The sequence below is a fragment of the Halobacterium salinarum DSM 3754 genome, assembly GCF_008124605.1.
GTDB classification, from domain to species: domain Archaea; phylum Halobacteriota; class Halobacteria; order Halobacteriales; family Halobacteriaceae; genus Halobacterium; species Halobacterium salinarum.
In genome coordinates this window covers 748788-763025 of the sequence record NZ_VRYN01000001.1, presented here as the reverse complement: position 1 = coordinate 763025, position 14238 = coordinate 748788, and the positions used below count along the sequence as shown (strand labels likewise).

The following is a 14238-nucleotide window of genomic DNA, read 5'->3' as shown; positions in this document are numbered from 1 at the left end:
GTCAGCATGTTCGACGGGTTGAAGGACAAACTCTCGAATTTTCGGGAGGACGCCGAGGAGGTCGCCGAGGAGAACGCCGAAGAGCTTGCCGACCAGCCGGACGACGAGGCGGCGGACACGGAGGCAGCCGCCGCGGACAGCGCTCCCGAAGACGCGCCGGCGACCGCGGATGCCGCGGCACCGGCGACTGAGCCGGCGGGCGAGCAGCCCGACGCCGACGACGAGGAGTCGTCGGCCGGGTTCGTGAGCCGGGCGGCGTCGATGGCTCGCGGCCGCGTCGTCATCGACGAGGCGGATCTGGAGGCGCCGCTTCGCGAACTGGAGTTCGCGCTCCTGGAGAGCGACGTGGAGATGAGCGTCGTGGAGGAGATCCTGGATCAGATCCGGGGGGATCTCGTCGGCGAGGAGCGGAAGTTCACCGAGTCGACGGACACGCTCATCGAGGACGCGCTGCGTGAGGCGCTGTTGTCGGTGATCGACGTGGGGCAGTTCGATCTCGTGGACGAAATCGAGTCCGCATCGAAGCCGGTGACGATCGTGTTCACGGGCGTCAACGGCGTGGGCAAGACCACGACGATCGCGAAGCTGGCGCGGTACCTCGAATCGGAGGGGTTCTCGTCGGTGCTGGCGAACGGCGACACCTACCGTGCGGGGGCGAACCAGCAGATCGAGGAACACGCCGAGGCGCTCGGCGTGAAATGCATCACCCACGAGCAGGGCGGCGATCCGACGGCGGTCGTCTACGACGCCGTGGAGTACGCGGACGCCAACGACGTGGACGTCGTGTTGGGTGACACCGCGGGCCGGCTGCACACCTCCGACGACTTGATGAGTCAACTGGAGAAGCTCGACCGGGTCGTCGATCCGGACGTCACGGTGTTCGTCGACGAGGCGGTCGCGGGCCAGGACGCCGTGAATCGCGCCCGCGAGTTCGACGAGGCGTCGGCGGTCGACGGCACGATCCTGACGATGGCGGACGCGGACAGCCAGGGCGGGGCCGCGATCTCCGTGTCCCACGTCACCGGGAAGCCGATCCTCTTTTTGGGAACTGGACAGGCGTACGAGGACTTGGAGCCGTTCGATCCGGACGCGCTCGTCGACGACCTGCTGGCTGCGTCCGACGATTAGGGCGCGTCGGCGGCCGGCGGGTCGGCGTCCACGACGACGAACTCCCGGCGCGTGCCGTGGCGGTTGTGGGCGCGGACTTCGCCGGGCTCCCATGGTGGAACCCCAACGAGGAGCTGCGCGTGGAGGTCGTCGGCGAGGGTGACAGTGTGGTCGCCCTTGGGGTGTGAGACGAACCGGCCGGCGGTCTGGCCGGCGGGGGCGGCGAGGTCGACGCCGAACACGCTGGTGAGCGCGTCGCCGGCGCTGGGGAAATAGAAGTCCGACAGCACTGGTGTGTCGGGGTCGAGGGTGTGTGTCTCGTCGCCGGCGTCGAGATCCCGGGCGGGCGTCGCTGCGAGGCGGACGGACACCGAGTCGGGGTCGGCGTCGGCCGCGAGCTCACAGAGCACGGCAACGAGCGCGCGGGTGGCGTAGACGGGTGGCATGCACGCCCATACGCCCGCCGGCGGGTTGAGCGTTCCCCTAGTCGAGGGTGCCAGCTGCCATACGCGGTGGCGCTGCGTGGAACAAGGCTCTTAGGGGGCGGTCGCGTAGTCGCGACCAATCATGGTACTCGACGACCTTGGGAGCTCGCTGCGGGGCACCCTGGACACGCTCCGCGGGAAGTCCCGCATCTCCGAGGAGGACGTCGACAAGGTCGTCAAGGAGATTCAGCGCTCCTTGCTGCAGGCCGACGTCGACGTGGACCTCGTGATGGATCTCTCCGAGTCGATCACGGAGCGGTCGCTTGAGGAGGAGCCGCCGGGCGGAACGAGCGCCCGCGATCACGTGTTGCGCATCGTCTACGAGGAACTCGTCGGGCTCGTGGGTGATTCGACGCCGATCCCCCTGGAGGAGCAGACGATCATGCTGGCGGGCCTGCAGGGGTCGGGGAAGACGACCACGGCCGCGAAGATGGCGTGGTGGTTCTCGAAGAAGGGGCTGCGGCCGGCGATCGTGCAGACGGACACGTTCCGGCCGGGGGCCTACGAGCAGGCCGCGGAGATGGCCGACCGCGCGGAGGTCGATTTCTACGGGGAGCCGGACAGCGACGATCCCGTGCAGATCGCCCGCGACGGGCTTGCAGCGACGGCGGACGCCGACGTGCATATCGTGGACACGGCGGGCCGCCACGCGCTGGAGGACGACCTCATCGCGGAGATCGAGGAGATCGAGGGCGTCGTCGAGCCGGACCGGAGCCTGCTGGTGTTGGACGCCGCGATCGGGCAGGGCGCCAAACAGCAGGCCCGGCAGTTCGACGCGTCGGTCGGCATCGACGGGGTTGCGATCACGAAGCTCGACGGAACCGCGAAGGGCGGCGGGTCGCTGACGGCCGTGAACGAGACCGACTCCACCATCGCGTTCCTGGGCTCCGGGGAGACCGTCCAGGACATCGAGCGCTTCGAGCCGGATTCGTTCATCTCGCGGTTGCTGGGGATGGGGGATCTCAAGCAGCTCACCGAGCGCGTGGAGCGCGCGATGGAGGAAACCCAGGACGACGACGAGGACTGGGACCCCGAGGACCTCATGAAGGGGGAGTTCACCCTCCACGACATGCAAAAGCAGATGCAGGCGATGGACAACATGGGGCCACTGGATCAGGTGATGGACATGATCCCCGGCATGGGGGGTGGGTTGATGGACGAGCTCCCCGACGACGCGATGGACGTCACCCAGGAGCGCATGCGGGGCTTCGAGGTCATCATGGATTCGATGACCGAGGCGGAGATGGCCGACCCGCGCTCGGTGGGGGCGTCACAGATCCGCCGCATCGCGCGCGGGTCCGGGCAGCCCGAGGACCGCGTTCGGGAGCTGCTCGACCAGCATAAGATGATGGCGCAGACGATGCAGCAGTTCCAGGGCATGGGTGACGGGGACATGCAGCGCATGATGTCGAAGATGCAACAGCAGGGCGGTGGCGGCGGTGGCGGGTTCGGCGGCATGTTCTGAGGCGGCGTGCGTCCGGGTTTTTATACGCGCGGGCCTCGATTCGGGGAGTATGAGCGTTCGGCGCGTGGCTGCCACCGCCTACCGTGAGGCCGCGCCAGCGCTGGCGGCAAGCGTCCTGGGCGGGCTGTTTGCGGGCGCGGTCCTGGGCGGGATGCGTGCGCAACTGGAGGCCGTCGACGGGCTGCTTGTGGTGGTGCCGGCGTTGCTGGCGACACGGGGGAACGTGTACGCGTCGTTCGGCGCGCGCCTGGCCACCGGCCTCCACCAGGGCATAATCGAGCCACACGTCGCCGCCGGGGACCGGCGACTGCGGGCGGCCGTCGGGGCAGCGATGGGGAACGGCCTGCTTGCGAGCGGGTTCGCGGCCGCCGTCGCGTTCGGCGTGCTGACGGCGCTTGGGCGGCCGGTGGCTGGGCTGGCGACGCTGGTCGGGGTCGCGCTCGTCGCGGGGTTGTTGTCCGGCGTGGCGCTCACGGGCGCGGTGGTAGCGGTCGTGTTCGCGGGGTATCGGCGCGGCTACAACCCGGACACGCTGGTCGGGCCGCTGGTGACGACCACCGGGGACCTGTTCGGGTTGGCGTTCCTAGTGCTTGCGGTGCGGCTGATCGTGGGGGGTGTGTGAGTGCCCCGGACGTGGTCGGTGCGGGCGATCACGCGTGCCAGCCTCCCGATCCTGCTCGCGCTGACGGTCGTGGAGGTCGGCAGCGGGCTCGTGCTCGGAACGTTTGAGGCGACGCTGCTGCAGTATCCGTCGCTGCTGGTGTTGGTGCCGGTGACGATCGGAACGGCGGGGAACCTCGGGAGCATTCTGGCGTCCCGGCTGTCGACGGCGTTCCACTTGGGGACGCTGTCGTTCGATCCCGGCGACGACGACCTGGCGGGGAACGTCGTTGCGACCGTGATGCTGGCGATCACGGTGTTCCCCGTGGTGGGCGCTGGCGCGTGGGGGGTGGCAGCGGCCACCGGCAGCGTTCGCCTCCCGGTGGACGTTGTCATCGCCGTGGCGGCGGTGGCGGGCGCGTCGCTTGCGGTGCTTGCGGTCGCGGTCACGCTGCTGGCGACGTACGCCGCCTACCGGTTCGAACTGGACCCCGACGACGTGGTGATTCCAGTGGTCACGAACACCTGTGACGTGCTGGGTGTGGTCGTGTTGTTCGGCGCGGTCGAGGTGCTCGTGTGAGCGCCGTCAGCAGGTGGCGTGCGTCGCCGAAACCGACACCAGTAACTCCACGAGTCACGAAGCGGGCGGCGTGCAACTGGTGGCGCTGCTGTGGGCGGTCGCACCCCGAGTGGTGGGCGTGGCTGCCGCGATCGCGGTGGGACTGACACTGGCGAACCTCGCCGTGGCGTTCGGCGCGGTTGATTACGTTGCGCGGTTCGCCACGCCGCTGACCGGTCCCGCGAACCTGCCCGACGAGGTCGGCACCGCGATCCTGGCCACGACCGCGTCCCCGACGGCGGGCTACGGCATGCTCAAGGAGTACCGGGACGCCGGCGTGCTCAGCGATCGGGCGACGCTCGTCGCCATCACCATCAACACGTTCTTCGGCTTCGTGCAACACATCTTCACGTTCTACGCGCCGGTGTTGCTCCCGATTCTGGGGCTCCGCCTGGGGCTGATGTACGTCGGCGCGCGCGCCGCCGTGAGCCTCGGGATCACGGCCGCGGGCGTGCTCGCGGGTGCGGTGGTGTTGTCCGAGGACGACGTCGCGTCGGCGTCGGACGCCGGGGTGACGATGCCGGGTGAGGACGCCGCCGACGAGTCGACGCGGGAGACCGTCGCCGGCGCGCTCACGAAGACCGGTGGGAAGCTGAAAACCCTCGTGCCCCGGTTGGCGGTGGTGTACGCGGCGGTCGTCTTCCTCACCGAGACCTACGACGTGACCGCGTTCACGGCCGCCGCGGAGCCGCTCACGTCGGTGCTCGGGCTGCCCGGGGTCGCGGTGCCGGCGGTCGCGACGTTCGCCGTCGACACCACGACCGGCGCGATCTTCATCGCGCCACACGTCCCCGGGGAGTTCACCGCGGGCGAGGCGGTCGCCACGATGCTCGTCGGGGGGATCGTGTCGTTCGCGGTGTCGACGTTCAAGCGCTCGATCCCGTTCCAGTACGGCATCTGGGGGGCGCGCTTCGGGTCGAAGGTCATCGCCGTCAACATCGCCGCAAAAGTGGTGTTCATCTCGGCCGCGATCGCCGTGTTGCTCGTGTGACCGCGGTCAGGGGTCTTCGAGGGGCTCGCCGCCGTCGGTGGGGGGTGCGAGGTGGTCGATGAACTGTTGGACGGCCGGCTCGGCGACCGTGACCTCGACGTGGAGGTCGCCGAGCTCGTCGGGGTTCCCGACGGCGAAGTTGACCGTGCCGTTGAACGCCGCCTGCTTTTTGAGGTCGAAGCTGAACCCGGCGTCCGTCTGGGAGGCCTGGAACTGTTCGCGCGCCGTGTCGAGGATGCGCTGGTCGAACAGCTGCTCGCGGAACGACGCCGTCGTGTCGGTCTCGGCGACCGCACGGTCGTCCTCGACGGTGACCGTGGCGTCGGGGAACAGCCGGAGGATGGCGTCGGCCACACGGTCGTCGGGTTCGGTGGGGTAGACGGGCGCGGTCACGCGGACGGTCACGTCGGTGGTGTCAGTCATGGTTGTCGGGCACCTCAGTGTGGGGTGTGTCGGCGGCGAGCAGGTCTCGGACCGCGTCGTGGAACGCGTCGAGGCTGTCGGTGTTCTCGATGCGGACGTCGGCCAGGTCGATGGCGTCGTCCATTCCGAAGCCGCGTTCGCGGTCCTCGCGGGCGTCGAGGGGTTCGCCGTCGGTATCGCCGGGTCGGTCGCGGTCCTCGATACGGGCTTTGCGTAACTCTCGGGGGGCGGAGACGTGCACGAGCGTGAAGTCGTCGCCGAACGCGTCGCGGAACGTGGTCACTTCCACGTCCGAGCGGATCCCGTCGACGAGGACCGTCGTGGCGTCGGTGAGGTGGTCCTCGATGATGGGGAGTGACTGGTGGGCGATCGCGCCCGGGCCGTGTTCGTCGCGGAGCGCTTGCGCGATGCGGCCGTGGTGTTGGGCGGGATCCAGGCCCCGGTCGCGACACTCCTGCCGGATCACGTCACCCATGACGAGCACGGGGATGCCGGCGTTGGCGGCCACCGTCGCGGCCTCGCTTTTCCCGGAGCCCGGCATGCCCACGGTCCCGATGACTCTCATTGGTAGACTGCAAGCGACCCCGCCACGTGTGTGCTTCGGTGTGGCTGCCGGGCGTGTGAGCCGTGGCTGTCATCCAGTCGATTTTTACGCCACCCGGTGGTACTGCCGGATGCGGGCGCGTAGCTCAGTCCGGACAGAGCGTTCGGCTTCTAACCGAAATGTCGGGGGTTCGAATCCCCTCGTGCCCGTGGCGTCGGCTGGCGGCGGGGCGTGGCACTGAGAACGAGCACCGCCAGCGGCGGTTACATGAGCTGCGTGACTTCCTGGAAGTCGGTGCGACAGAACGGGCAGCGATAGCTCGTTTCAAAGCCGGCGGTCTGTGCGACCGTCCGGGTTTCGAGTTCGTGCATCGCGATGGAGCGACCGCAGTCCGGACAATCGAGCTTAGGCACGGATAATTGATATATTCCCAAACATATTAAAATCAATGATGTCAAATGATACCATAGAACACGGCTATGGCAGTCGGCCACCGTGCGAGCCGGACGACATCGGAACCGGCCTCGGGGGACCGCCCGCTTACGCGTCGAAGCCGTCCTCGAAGACGAACGTCCCGTTGCGCTGGACGATCTCGCCGTCGACCTCGATGAACGAGTCCTCGCTCATGTCCACGATCATGTCGACGTGCTTCGCGGAGTCGTTTTGCTCGACGCCCTCGCCGACCGTCTCGGGGTACGCGCGCCCGAGGGCCATGTGGACGGTGTCGCCCATCTTCTCGTCGAACAGCATGTTGTACGTGAACCGGTCGATGTCCCGGTTCATCCCGATCCCCAGCTCGCCCAGCCGCCGTGCGCCGTCGTCGGTGTCCAGGATGGCCGCGAGCACGTCCTCGTTTTGCTCGGCGCTGAACGACACGACTTCGCCGTCCTCGAAGGTCAGCGCTGCGCCCTGGATCTCGCGGGCCTGATGGTACACCGGCTTGTCGAAGACGACCTCCCCCTCCACGGAGTCCGGAACGGGTGCGGTGAACACCTCGCCGGCGGGCAGGTTGTTCGACCCGCAGTCGTTCAGCGTCGTCATGTCCGCGACGCTCATCGTGACGTCGGTGGTGTCCCCGGAGACGATGCGGACTTCCTCGGCGGGGTTCAGGATGTCCACCATCTGCTGTTGGTGGTCCTCGACGGCGTCCCAGTCTTTGTTCACGGCGTCGTAGACGAAGTCCTCGTAGGCGGCCGTCGACATGCCCGCGAGTTGGGCGTCGGCCGGGGCGGGGTACTGGGTGAGACACCACTTCGTCGACAGCCGGGCGTTGAGCACGTCGCGGTGGGCTTCCGCGAACGCCGCCCCCAGCTCCGTGGACACGTCGCTCTGTTCGGTGACGTTGCGGTGTGGTCGGCCCACGACGGCGGCGTCGGCGTGCTCGTAGAGCTGCAGGAGGTGTTCGGGCGTGGAGAGGTCCTCGGCGTCGATCGCCTGGAGGTACGCGCGCGCCGCGCGGTCCGTGCCGATGCCGCGGTCACCACGGGCGAGCATCACGGGGTTCGCGCCGACTTCACCGATCTTCTCGTAGAGGGCGACGCGGAGGTCCTCGGCGACCGGCGGCAGGCTCACCACGACGTTCTCGTCGGGCTGCAGGTCGATGCATCGGTCGACGATGACCGCTGCGTGCTGGCGGATGCGTGAATCCATGCTGTCACGTGGTCGGAACTGCCTGTTGGATGTTTCGGAACGTAACTGGCAGGATGACTTTTCCCCCTGGGGGTGGATGTCCCGATATGATCGATCTTCGCAGCGACACGGTCGCCACGCCGACCGAGGCGATGCGGGAGGCGGCGGCCCAGGCGCCGGTCGAGCACGGCGAGCACGGCGACGACCCGGCTGTGGCAGCGGTGGAGGCGACGGCGGCGGACGCCGTGGGCATGGCGGCGGCCGTGTTCGTGCCGAGCCGGACGATGGCCAACCAGATCGGGGCGCAAGTACACACCGCCCGCGGGCAGAGCGTGCTCGTCGAGCGGGCCAGCCACAGCTACAGGCGGGGGAGTGGCGGGCTGGCACAACACGCTGGGCTGCAGGCGCGCGCGTTCGACGGCGGCGAAACCGGCTGTCCGACCGCGGAGCAGGTGGCCGCCGAGATCACGGCGGGGGGTGGGCACCGGCCGGAGGTCGGGCTGGCGTGCGTGGAGATCGCACACGGGGCGAACGGCGGGGTCGTGGCGCCCGTCGACGCGTTCGCGGCTGCCGTGGAGACCGCCCACGAGCACGACGTGCCGGTGCACGTCGACGGGACGCGGGTGTTCAGCGCTGCGACCGCGCTGGGCGTCGATGCGGCGACGCTGCTTTCGCCGGTGGATTCGGTGGCGGTGTGTCTGTCGACGGGGCTGGGCGCACCCATGGGGGCAGTGCTGGCGGGAAGCGAGTCGTTCGTGGCGTCGGCCCGACGCGTGCAGAAGATGTACGGGGGTGGGATGCAGCAGGCAGGCATGGTCGCGGCGGCGGGCGTGTGCGCCCTGGAGAACCGCCACCGAGTCCACGAGGACCACGAGAACGCGCGTCGGCTGGCCGAGGACCTCGACGCGCTCCCGGGGGTGACGGCGGCCGAACCGGACACGAACATCGTGCTCGTGGACACCCGGGACGCGGACGTGACCGCCACGGCGTTCCTGGCGGGCTGTGAGAAAGAGGGCGTGCTGGGGACGGCGGACGGCGAGTACACGGTCCGGTTCTGCACGCACCGCGACATCGGGGGCGCGGACATCGCGGCGGTGGTGTCGGCGGCGGGGGAGGTCGTCTAATCCCGGTTGCTGTTCTCGACGCCGTCGCGGAAACTGGCGACGGTGCGCCGGATGAACAGGAAGGTGAAGAACACGAACAGCAGGAGCGCAGCCGCGAAGACGTAGAAGACGGGTCCGAGCGAGGCCATGAGGGAGTGATGCATGGCGTGTGGCATAGTGGTTTCGGGTCGTCGGGAAGAATACACACGCAAGGTAACAAAACATTAATCATAGATTGGTGATACTGTTTCGTAATGACCGGGCTCCTCCCATCGGCGTCGGAGCCGTCGGCGTCCAGTGATGGCCCACGGGTTGTCGGGGTTGATTCCGACGATGCGGACCAGCTGCTGTCGGCGCTGGGGTCCGAGACGGCGCGGGACATCTACGCGGCCGTCCACGACACGCCATCGACGCCGTCGGAACTCGCCGCGGACATGGAGACCTCCCTGCAGAACATCCAGTACCATCTCGATCGCCTCGAAGGCGCGGCGTTGGTCCAGGAGTGTGACACGCGGTATTCCTCGAAGGGACGGGAGATGAGCGTGTACGGGGCGCGCGACACGCCGGTGGTGTTGTTCGCGGGCAGCGAAGAGGACGGCGAGAGCGTTCGGGCGGCGCTGTCGGGGTTGTTCGGCGGGATCGGCGCGGTGAGTCTGGCGACCGTTGCGGTGCAACACGTCGGCGGTGGCGGTGCAAGCGGCGTACAGATCGGGACCGGTGCGGCGGCGCAGGCGGCTCCGGGGGCGGCCACGAGTTGGGACGCCGTGTGGACGCTGATGCAGGTGGCGCGGTATGGGCTTCGCGAGGCGGTGGTGGCCGGTGGTGGGCTGCTGGTTGTGGGGCTTGGTGTCGGTGCCGTGATCGCAAAGGCGAGGGCGGCCTGGTGAACCCACCCCGTGGCACTCGTCTTGAAGGGCCTGTAGACGAGTGTGCGAGGCTAGTCGCGTGAGACGTGGGTCGAGCGGATGGTGTCGCCGTCGCGGGTGGAGATCGCAATGCGGACGCCGTGGTCGGTTGGGTGGAGAGTCGCGTGTGCAGCCGGGGAGCCGCGTGGGTCGGCGTGGCTACCGGGGTTGAGGAGGACGGCTGTGGGCGTGGTGGTGAGCGTCGGGGTGTGGGTGTGCCCGGAGACGACGATGTCGGCGCCTCGTTCGCGGCCGAACAGCGACAGCGCCGTGTCGCCGCCGGGTTCGCGGTGGGTGAGCGCGATGCGGAGGCCGGCGGTGGTGATCGTGCGGGCCGGCGGGAGGCGGTCGCGGACGGCGGGGGAGTCGGCGTTGCCGTGGACGGCGTGGAGGCGGGTGGCGGCGTCGTGGAAGGCGTCCAGGGACGATTCGGTGGTGAAGTCGCCGGCGTGCACGACGGTGTCGGCGTCGGCGACTGCCTGACGGGCGTGGCCGGTGAGCGCGTGGTCGGTGTCGCTGTGTGTGTCCGCGAGGACGGCGATCATCGGTGTGGCGTAGTGTGTGGGGGCGTGTGAGCGTTGCGGCCGGTGGGGAGGCCCACTCGGCTGTGCGTGGTGTTTGGGTGGCCCCGAGTACGCAATCACAGAGAATAACAACGGCTATCGAAGAAATTTGTTTTTGCTACGCCAAACAAAATTTGGATGCAGCGGAAAGCTTTAAGTGGCAGGCGGTCCAACGTGTAATCGTTATGAGCACGCAAAAGAACGCGCGAGCGACCGCCGGTGAAGTCGAAGGGTCGGACGCACTGCGGATGGACGCCGACCGCGCCGAACAGTGTGTAGACGCCCTGAACGCCGATCTCGCGAACGTGTACGTCCTCTACCACCAGCTCAAGAAGCACCACTGGAACGTGGAGGGGGCGGAGTTCCGGGACCTGCACCTGTTCCTCGGTGAGGCCGCCGAGACGGCCGAGGAGGTCGCCGACGAGCTCGCCGAGCGCGTGCAAGCGCTTGGTGGCGTGCCCCACGCCAGCCCCGAGACACTGCAGGCCGAGGCGTCCGTCGACGTCGAGGACGAGGACGTCTACGACATCCGGACGTCGCTGGCGAACGACATGGCGATCTACGGGGACATCATCGAGGCCACCCGCGAACACACCGAACTCGCGGAGAACCTCGGCGACCACGCGACGGCACACATGCTCCGTGAGGGGCTCATCGAGCTCGAAGACGACGCCCACCACATCGAGCACTACCTGGAGGACGACACGCTCGTCACGCAGGGCGCCCTGGAGTAAGCCGGCGAGAACCCACCACTGTTCTTTCGCGACTAGCGTTCGACGTCTACCGTGAGGTCCGTCGAGAGCCAGCCGTCGGCGTTGCCATCCTCGGTGAATACGGTTCGCTCCGGCGAAGATTGGAGGGCGGTGAGGCGGTCTTCGGTGTCGTCGTCAGCGTCCCGCGTAACTGGCATATCAGGCCCTATGCAGCGGTGCTATCATATGTGTTTTGGTCGGCCTAAAACAGGGCGTTTGTGGCGGTCGTCGCGCTGAGCCGGAGGTTTATACTGCAAGCCGTTCGTATTCCGGGACACCGTGGCCGCACGCAGAGACGACACCCCCGACTACATGCAGTTCTTCCCGAAGCCGTCGCCGTACGACAACCAGCGGGCCGCGATGGACGCGATCCGGGACGCGCTCGACGGCGGCACCAACGTGTTGTTCGAGGGGGCGTGCGGAACGGGCAAAACCCTTGCCGCGCTCGCGCCGGCGCTGTCGCACGCCCAGGCCGAGGACAAAACGGTCGTCATCACGACCAACGTCCACCAGCAGATGCGCCAGTTCGTGCGCGAGGCCCGCGAGATACACGCCACCGAACCCATCCGCGCGGTCGTGTTCAAGGGCAAGGGGTCGATGTGTCACATCGACGTGGACTACGAGGAGTGCCAGGTGCTGCGGGACAACACCCACGAGCTCGTGGACGCCACCCGGGACAAACGCCAGCTCGAAGAACGCCAGCGCGCTCTGCTCGACGAGGCACAGGACGGCGACACCGAGGCCGCCGACGCCCGGCAGGCCGTCATGGACGAGCTGGAAGCCGTCGAGTCGGAGTTGGCGGCCCTCCAGGACGGCAACGTCTGCGAGCGCTACCGCCAGAACCTCGTGGGGAACACCGACGAGTTCTACCAGTGGCTGTACGACGACGTCCGCACCCCGGAGGACATCTACGGCTACGCCGAGGAGGCGGGGTTCTGCGGGTACGAGCTCCTCAAGGACGGCATCGAGGGCGTGGATCTGGCGGTCTGCAACTACCACCACCTGTTGGACCCGGGGATTCGGGCGCAGTTCTTCCGCTGGTTGGGCCGGGACCCCGAGGACGTGGTGGTGGTGTTCGACGAGGCGCACAACATCGAGGACGCCGCCCGCGACCACGCCGCCGAGACGCTCACCGAACAGACCCTCGACAGCGCCCTGGACGAGCTCCAGGACACGAGCGATCAGCGGGCAGCGGCCGCCGAGCGCGTGCTCGGGGCGTTCCGGGATGCGCTCGTCGAGACCTACGAGGACGCGCTGCGTCCGGGCGGTGATGGACCGGCGGACACGAAGTCGGCGGTGGAGTCGAACTGGGTGGACGTGCCGGTCGCCAACGACGACCGCCGGGACGACCTGACGCTGGCGTTCCTCCAGTCGTACACCGGCCCGGGGATCACCGAGGACGTCACCGACGCCCTGGGGTTGGGGGAGTACCTGGACGGGGAGTACGAGGACGCGTATCGGAACGGCGACGCGACGACCCGCCGGGAGTGCCACGTGCTGGCCGCCGCCGAGTTCGTAGAGGCGTACGTCGAGCGCGGCGGCGAGTTCGGGCAGTATCCGACGGCGGCGGTGCGCCGCGACGACCGCACCGAGGCGGTGTACGGGCGGGCCGAGCGCTACACCTGCATCCCGCGGGAGGTGACCACCGACCTGTTCGACGCCGTGCACGCAAGCGTCCTGATGAGTGCGACGCTGCGGCCCTTCGACGTGATCGGCGACGTGTTGGGGTTGGACGACCCCGTTGAGTTGGCGTTCGGGCTGCAGTTCCCCGAGGATCGCCGCCGGACGTTCGCCGTCGACACCGAGCCGTTGTTCTCCTCGAACCGCGAGGACCGCGCGACCCAGCAGGCGGTCGCGGGCGCGCTCCGGGACGCCGCGGCGTACACGCCGGGCAACTGTCTGTTTTTCTTCCCGAGTTACGCCGAGGCGAAGCGCTACCACGACCTGCTGGCGGACTGCGACGCCACGCGGTATCTGGACGAACCGGGGGTGGCGGCTGACGACCTCCGGGAGGCGTTCGTCGCCGACGGGGACGGCGCGCTGTTCACCTCGCTGTGGGGGACCCTGGCCGAGGGCGTGAGCTTCGACGGTGACGACGCGCGGACGGTCGCGGTCGTCGGCGTCCCGTACCCGCATCTGGACGCGCGGACCGAGGCCGTCCAGGACGCGTACGCCCAGGCGTTCGCGGACCGCGATGCCGACCAGGGACTTCGCAGCGACCGCCAGGACGCCGGCTGGCGGTACGCGGTGGAGATCCCGACCGTGCGGAAGACCCGCCAGGCGATGGGGCGCGTGATTCGGTCGCCGGAGGACTTCGGCGTGCGGATGTTGGTCGATCGGCGGTACACGGCCGCGAGCCGCACCGGGATGCAGAAGTATTCGGTGAACCCGACGTTCCCGCCGAGCGAGCGCGCGGAGATGGTGGACGTCGATCCGGAGAAGCTGCGGTTCTCGTTGTTGAACTTCTACGGCGATCTGGGGGCGTACGGTGGCGATCCGCCGACTCCGTAGGCGGCGTTACGCCGGCAGCGAGACGGTGTCGACGGGTTCGCCGACGGTGGCGTCGTAGAGGGAGAGTTCGTCGATGGTCCAGGTGACGGGGCCGACCGCGCGGCCGTCGATGGCGTCGACGGCGCGCTGGCCGCGGAACCCGTCGGCGTCGCGGGCCAGCGTGACGTGGGGGTCGTAGTCGTCGCCGCCCTCCATCACGGGAACGGGGTCGAAGGGGTCACAGAGGCGGTCGTGGAGGTGGTGGATGCCGGGGCTCTCGACGGCGAGGTAGACGACCGGACTGGAGCCGTTGGGCGGGTTCTGGAAGGTGTCGATCTCCGAGATGCGGGCTTGGGCGGCGGGCGCGCCTTGGAGGGCGTCCTGGGCGGTCTGCCACGCCGCCAGCGCTTCCTTGCGGGTGTCGGCGGGCACGCGCTTGACCAGCAGCGTCTGTTCGTGGCGCTGGCGGACGCGATCGAACTCGGTGAGCGCGGGCCGGAGGTCGGCCGCGATCTCGTTGACGGCGGGCGGAACCGGCGCGTTCACGCTGTACACGCCCGTC

Annotated in this window: 18 protein-coding genes and 1 tRNA gene; 10 read left to right on the top strand and 9 right to left on the bottom strand. The window is 68.7% G+C overall.

Annotated elements, in window-relative coordinates; genetic code table 11:
* The first annotated feature begins 6 nt into the window (after nt 1-6).
* Entirely contained in the window at nt 7-1128 is a 1122-nt protein-coding gene (ftsY, locus tag APQ99_RS04000) for a signal recognition particle-docking protein FtsY (RefSeq protein ID WP_136360925.1), read from the top strand.
* On the opposite strand, the gene APQ99_RS03995 is transcribed toward ftsY, so the two are convergent.
* A complete protein-coding gene (locus APQ99_RS03995) occupies nt 1125-1553 on the bottom strand; it encodes a hypothetical protein (RefSeq protein WP_010903839.1) in 429 nt (142 codons plus the stop codon). The two genes, ftsY and APQ99_RS03995, sit on opposite strands and share 4 nt — an antisense overlap.
* A 121-nt stretch (nt 1554-1674) precedes the next feature.
* Between APQ99_RS03995 and APQ99_RS03990 the strand changes: the two genes are divergently transcribed.
* The 4 genes from APQ99_RS03990 (at nt 1675) to APQ99_RS03975 (ending at nt 5267) form a co-directional block, all read left to right on the top strand.
* Nucleotides 1675-3057 carry a signal recognition particle protein Srp54 gene (locus APQ99_RS03990; protein ID WP_136360924.1) on the top strand — a complete coding sequence of 461 codons (1383 nt, stop codon included), beginning with the start codon at nt 1675-1677 and terminating at the stop codon, nt 3055-3057.
* A 49-nt stretch (nt 3058-3106) separates the two neighbouring features.
* Nucleotides 3107-3679 (top strand): magnesium transporter, encoded by a 573-nt coding sequence (locus tag APQ99_RS03985; RefSeq protein ID WP_010903837.1) that lies wholly within the window; start codon nt 3107-3109, stop codon nt 3677-3679.
* Complete coding sequence (locus APQ99_RS03980) at nt 3680-4237, top strand: magnesium transporter (protein WP_136360923.1); 558 nt, start codon at nt 3680-3682, stop codon at nt 4235-4237.
* Between the two features lie 70 nt (nt 4238-4307).
* Nucleotides 4308-5267, top strand: a complete 960-nt coding sequence (locus tag APQ99_RS03975) for a hypothetical protein (protein WP_136361664.1) — start codon at nt 4308-4310, stop codon at nt 5265-5267.
* Between the two features lie 6 nt (nt 5268-5273).
* Here APQ99_RS03975 and APQ99_RS03970 read toward each other — a convergent pair whose 3' ends face one another.
* Both APQ99_RS03970 and APQ99_RS03965 read right to left on the bottom strand, forming a co-directional pair.
* Entirely contained in the window at nt 5274-5690 is a 417-nt protein-coding gene (locus APQ99_RS03970) for an RNA-binding domain-containing protein (protein WP_010903834.1), read from the bottom strand.
* Complete coding sequence (locus APQ99_RS03965) at nt 5683-6255, bottom strand: AAA family ATPase (protein WP_010903833.1); 573 nt, start codon at nt 6253-6255, stop codon at nt 5683-5685. The genes APQ99_RS03970 and APQ99_RS03965 overlap by 8 nt, the downstream gene beginning before the upstream one ends.
* Nucleotides 6256-6368: 113 nt before the next feature.
* Between APQ99_RS03965 and APQ99_RS03960 the strand changes: the two genes are divergently transcribed.
* A tRNA-Arg gene (locus APQ99_RS03960) sits at nt 6369-6443 on the top strand.
* 54 nt (nt 6444-6497) lie between these two features.
* On the opposite strand, the gene APQ99_RS12505 is transcribed toward APQ99_RS03960, so the two are convergent.
* A complete protein-coding gene (locus APQ99_RS12505) occupies nt 6498-6647 on the bottom strand; it encodes a hypothetical protein (RefSeq protein WP_157849923.1) in 150 nt (49 codons plus the stop codon).
* 127 nt (nt 6648-6774) lie between these two features.
* The gene (locus tag APQ99_RS03955) at nt 6775-7884 is read right to left on the bottom strand and encodes an aminopeptidase (RefSeq protein WP_010903831.1); all 1110 of its coding nucleotides are present in this window, start codon (nt 7882-7884) and stop codon (nt 6775-6777) included.
* Between the two features lie 86 nt (nt 7885-7970).
* Between APQ99_RS03955 and APQ99_RS03950 the strand changes: the two genes are divergently transcribed.
* Nucleotides 7971-8987, top strand: coding sequence for a threonine aldolase family protein (locus APQ99_RS03950; RefSeq protein WP_136360922.1), 1017 nt, complete (start codon nt 7971-7973; stop codon nt 8985-8987).
* Here the strand turns inward: APQ99_RS03950 and APQ99_RS12920 are convergent.
* Nucleotides 8984-9115: a DUF7859 family protein gene (locus tag APQ99_RS12920; RefSeq protein ID WP_260173106.1), complete on the bottom strand. Its 132-nt coding sequence runs from the start codon at nt 9113-9115 to the stop codon at nt 8984-8986. The genes APQ99_RS03950 and APQ99_RS12920 overlap by 4 nt on opposite strands.
* A gap of 105 nt (nt 9116-9220) precedes the next feature.
* Here APQ99_RS12920 and APQ99_RS03945 point away from each other — a divergent pair, with 105 nt between their 5' ends.
* Nucleotides 9221-9853, top strand: coding sequence for an ArsR/SmtB family transcription factor (locus APQ99_RS03945; RefSeq protein ID WP_010903828.1), 633 nt, complete (start codon nt 9221-9223; stop codon nt 9851-9853).
* Between the two features lie 50 nt (nt 9854-9903).
* Here APQ99_RS03945 and APQ99_RS03940 read toward each other — a convergent pair whose 3' ends face one another.
* Entirely contained in the window at nt 9904-10416 is a 513-nt protein-coding gene (locus APQ99_RS03940; RefSeq protein WP_136360921.1) for a metallophosphoesterase, read from the bottom strand.
* 203 nt (nt 10417-10619) lie between these two features.
* Between APQ99_RS03940 and dpsA the strand changes: the two genes are divergently transcribed.
* Nucleotides 10620-11168, top strand: a complete 549-nt coding sequence (gene dpsA / locus APQ99_RS03935) for a DNA starvation/stationary phase protection protein DpsA (protein WP_010903826.1) — start codon at nt 10620-10622, stop codon at nt 11166-11168.
* 32 nt (nt 11169-11200) lie between these two features.
* Here the strand turns inward: dpsA and APQ99_RS12500 are convergent, their stop codons facing one another.
* Complete coding sequence (locus tag APQ99_RS12500; protein ID WP_010903825.1) at nt 11201-11344, bottom strand: hypothetical protein; 144 nt, start codon at nt 11342-11344, stop codon at nt 11201-11203.
* Between the two features lie 154 nt (nt 11345-11498).
* On the opposite strand from APQ99_RS12500, the gene APQ99_RS03930 reads away from it, so the two are divergent.
* Entirely contained in the window at nt 11499-13697 is a 2199-nt protein-coding gene (locus tag APQ99_RS03930) for an ATP-dependent DNA helicase (protein ID WP_136361663.1), read from the top strand.
* A gap of 6 nt (nt 13698-13703) precedes the next feature.
* Here APQ99_RS03930 and APQ99_RS03925 read toward each other — a convergent pair whose 3' ends face one another.
* On the bottom strand, nt 13704-14231 hold the full coding sequence (locus APQ99_RS03925; RefSeq protein WP_136360920.1) for a 2'-5' RNA ligase family protein: 528 nt from the start codon (nt 14229-14231) through the stop codon (nt 13704-13706).
* Between the last annotated feature and the right edge of the window lie 7 nt (nt 14232-14238).

Bases quoted from the DNA above. Each gene is read 5' to 3' on its own strand.
- ftsY (WP_136360925.1), top strand. From the start codon at position 7: ATGTTCGACGGGTTGAAGGACAAACTCTCGAATTTTCGGGAGGACGCC.
- APQ99_RS03995 (WP_010903839.1), bottom strand. From the start codon at position 1,553: ATGCCACCCGTCTACGCCACCCGCGCGCTCGTTGCCGTGCTCTGTGAG.
- APQ99_RS03990 (WP_136360924.1), top strand. From the start codon at position 1,675: ATGGTACTCGACGACCTTGGGAGCTCGCTGCGGGGCACCCTGGACACG.
- APQ99_RS03985 (WP_010903837.1), top strand. From the start codon at position 3,107: ATGAGCGTTCGGCGCGTGGCTGCCACCGCCTACCGTGAGGCCGCGCCA.
- APQ99_RS03970 (WP_010903834.1), bottom strand. From the start codon at position 5,690: ATGACTGACACCACCGACGTGACCGTCCGCGTGACCGCGCCCGTCTAC.
- APQ99_RS03965 (WP_010903833.1), bottom strand. From the start codon at position 6,255: ATGAGAGTCATCGGGACCGTGGGCATGCCGGGCTCCGGGAAAAGCGAG.
- APQ99_RS03955 (WP_010903831.1), bottom strand. From the start codon at position 7,884: ATGGATTCACGCATCCGCCAGCACGCAGCGGTCATCGTCGACCGATGC.
- APQ99_RS03950 (WP_136360922.1), top strand. From the start codon at position 7,971: ATGATCGATCTTCGCAGCGACACGGTCGCCACGCCGACCGAGGCGATG.
- APQ99_RS12920 (WP_260173106.1), bottom strand. From the start codon at position 9,115: ATGGCCTCGCTCGGACCCGTCTTCTACGTCTTCGCGGCTGCGCTCCTG.
- APQ99_RS03945 (WP_010903828.1), top strand. From the start codon at position 9,221: ATGACCGGGCTCCTCCCATCGGCGTCGGAGCCGTCGGCGTCCAGTGAT.
- APQ99_RS03940 (WP_136360921.1), bottom strand. From the start codon at position 10,416: ATGATCGCCGTCCTCGCGGACACACACAGCGACACCGACCACGCGCTC.
- dpsA (WP_010903826.1), top strand. From the start codon at position 10,620: ATGAGCACGCAAAAGAACGCGCGAGCGACCGCCGGTGAAGTCGAAGGG.
- APQ99_RS12500 (WP_010903825.1), bottom strand. From the start codon at position 11,344: ATGCCAGTTACGCGGGACGCTGACGACGACACCGAAGACCGCCTCACC.
- APQ99_RS03930 (WP_136361663.1), top strand. From the start codon at position 11,499: ATGCAGTTCTTCCCGAAGCCGTCGCCGTACGACAACCAGCGGGCCGCG.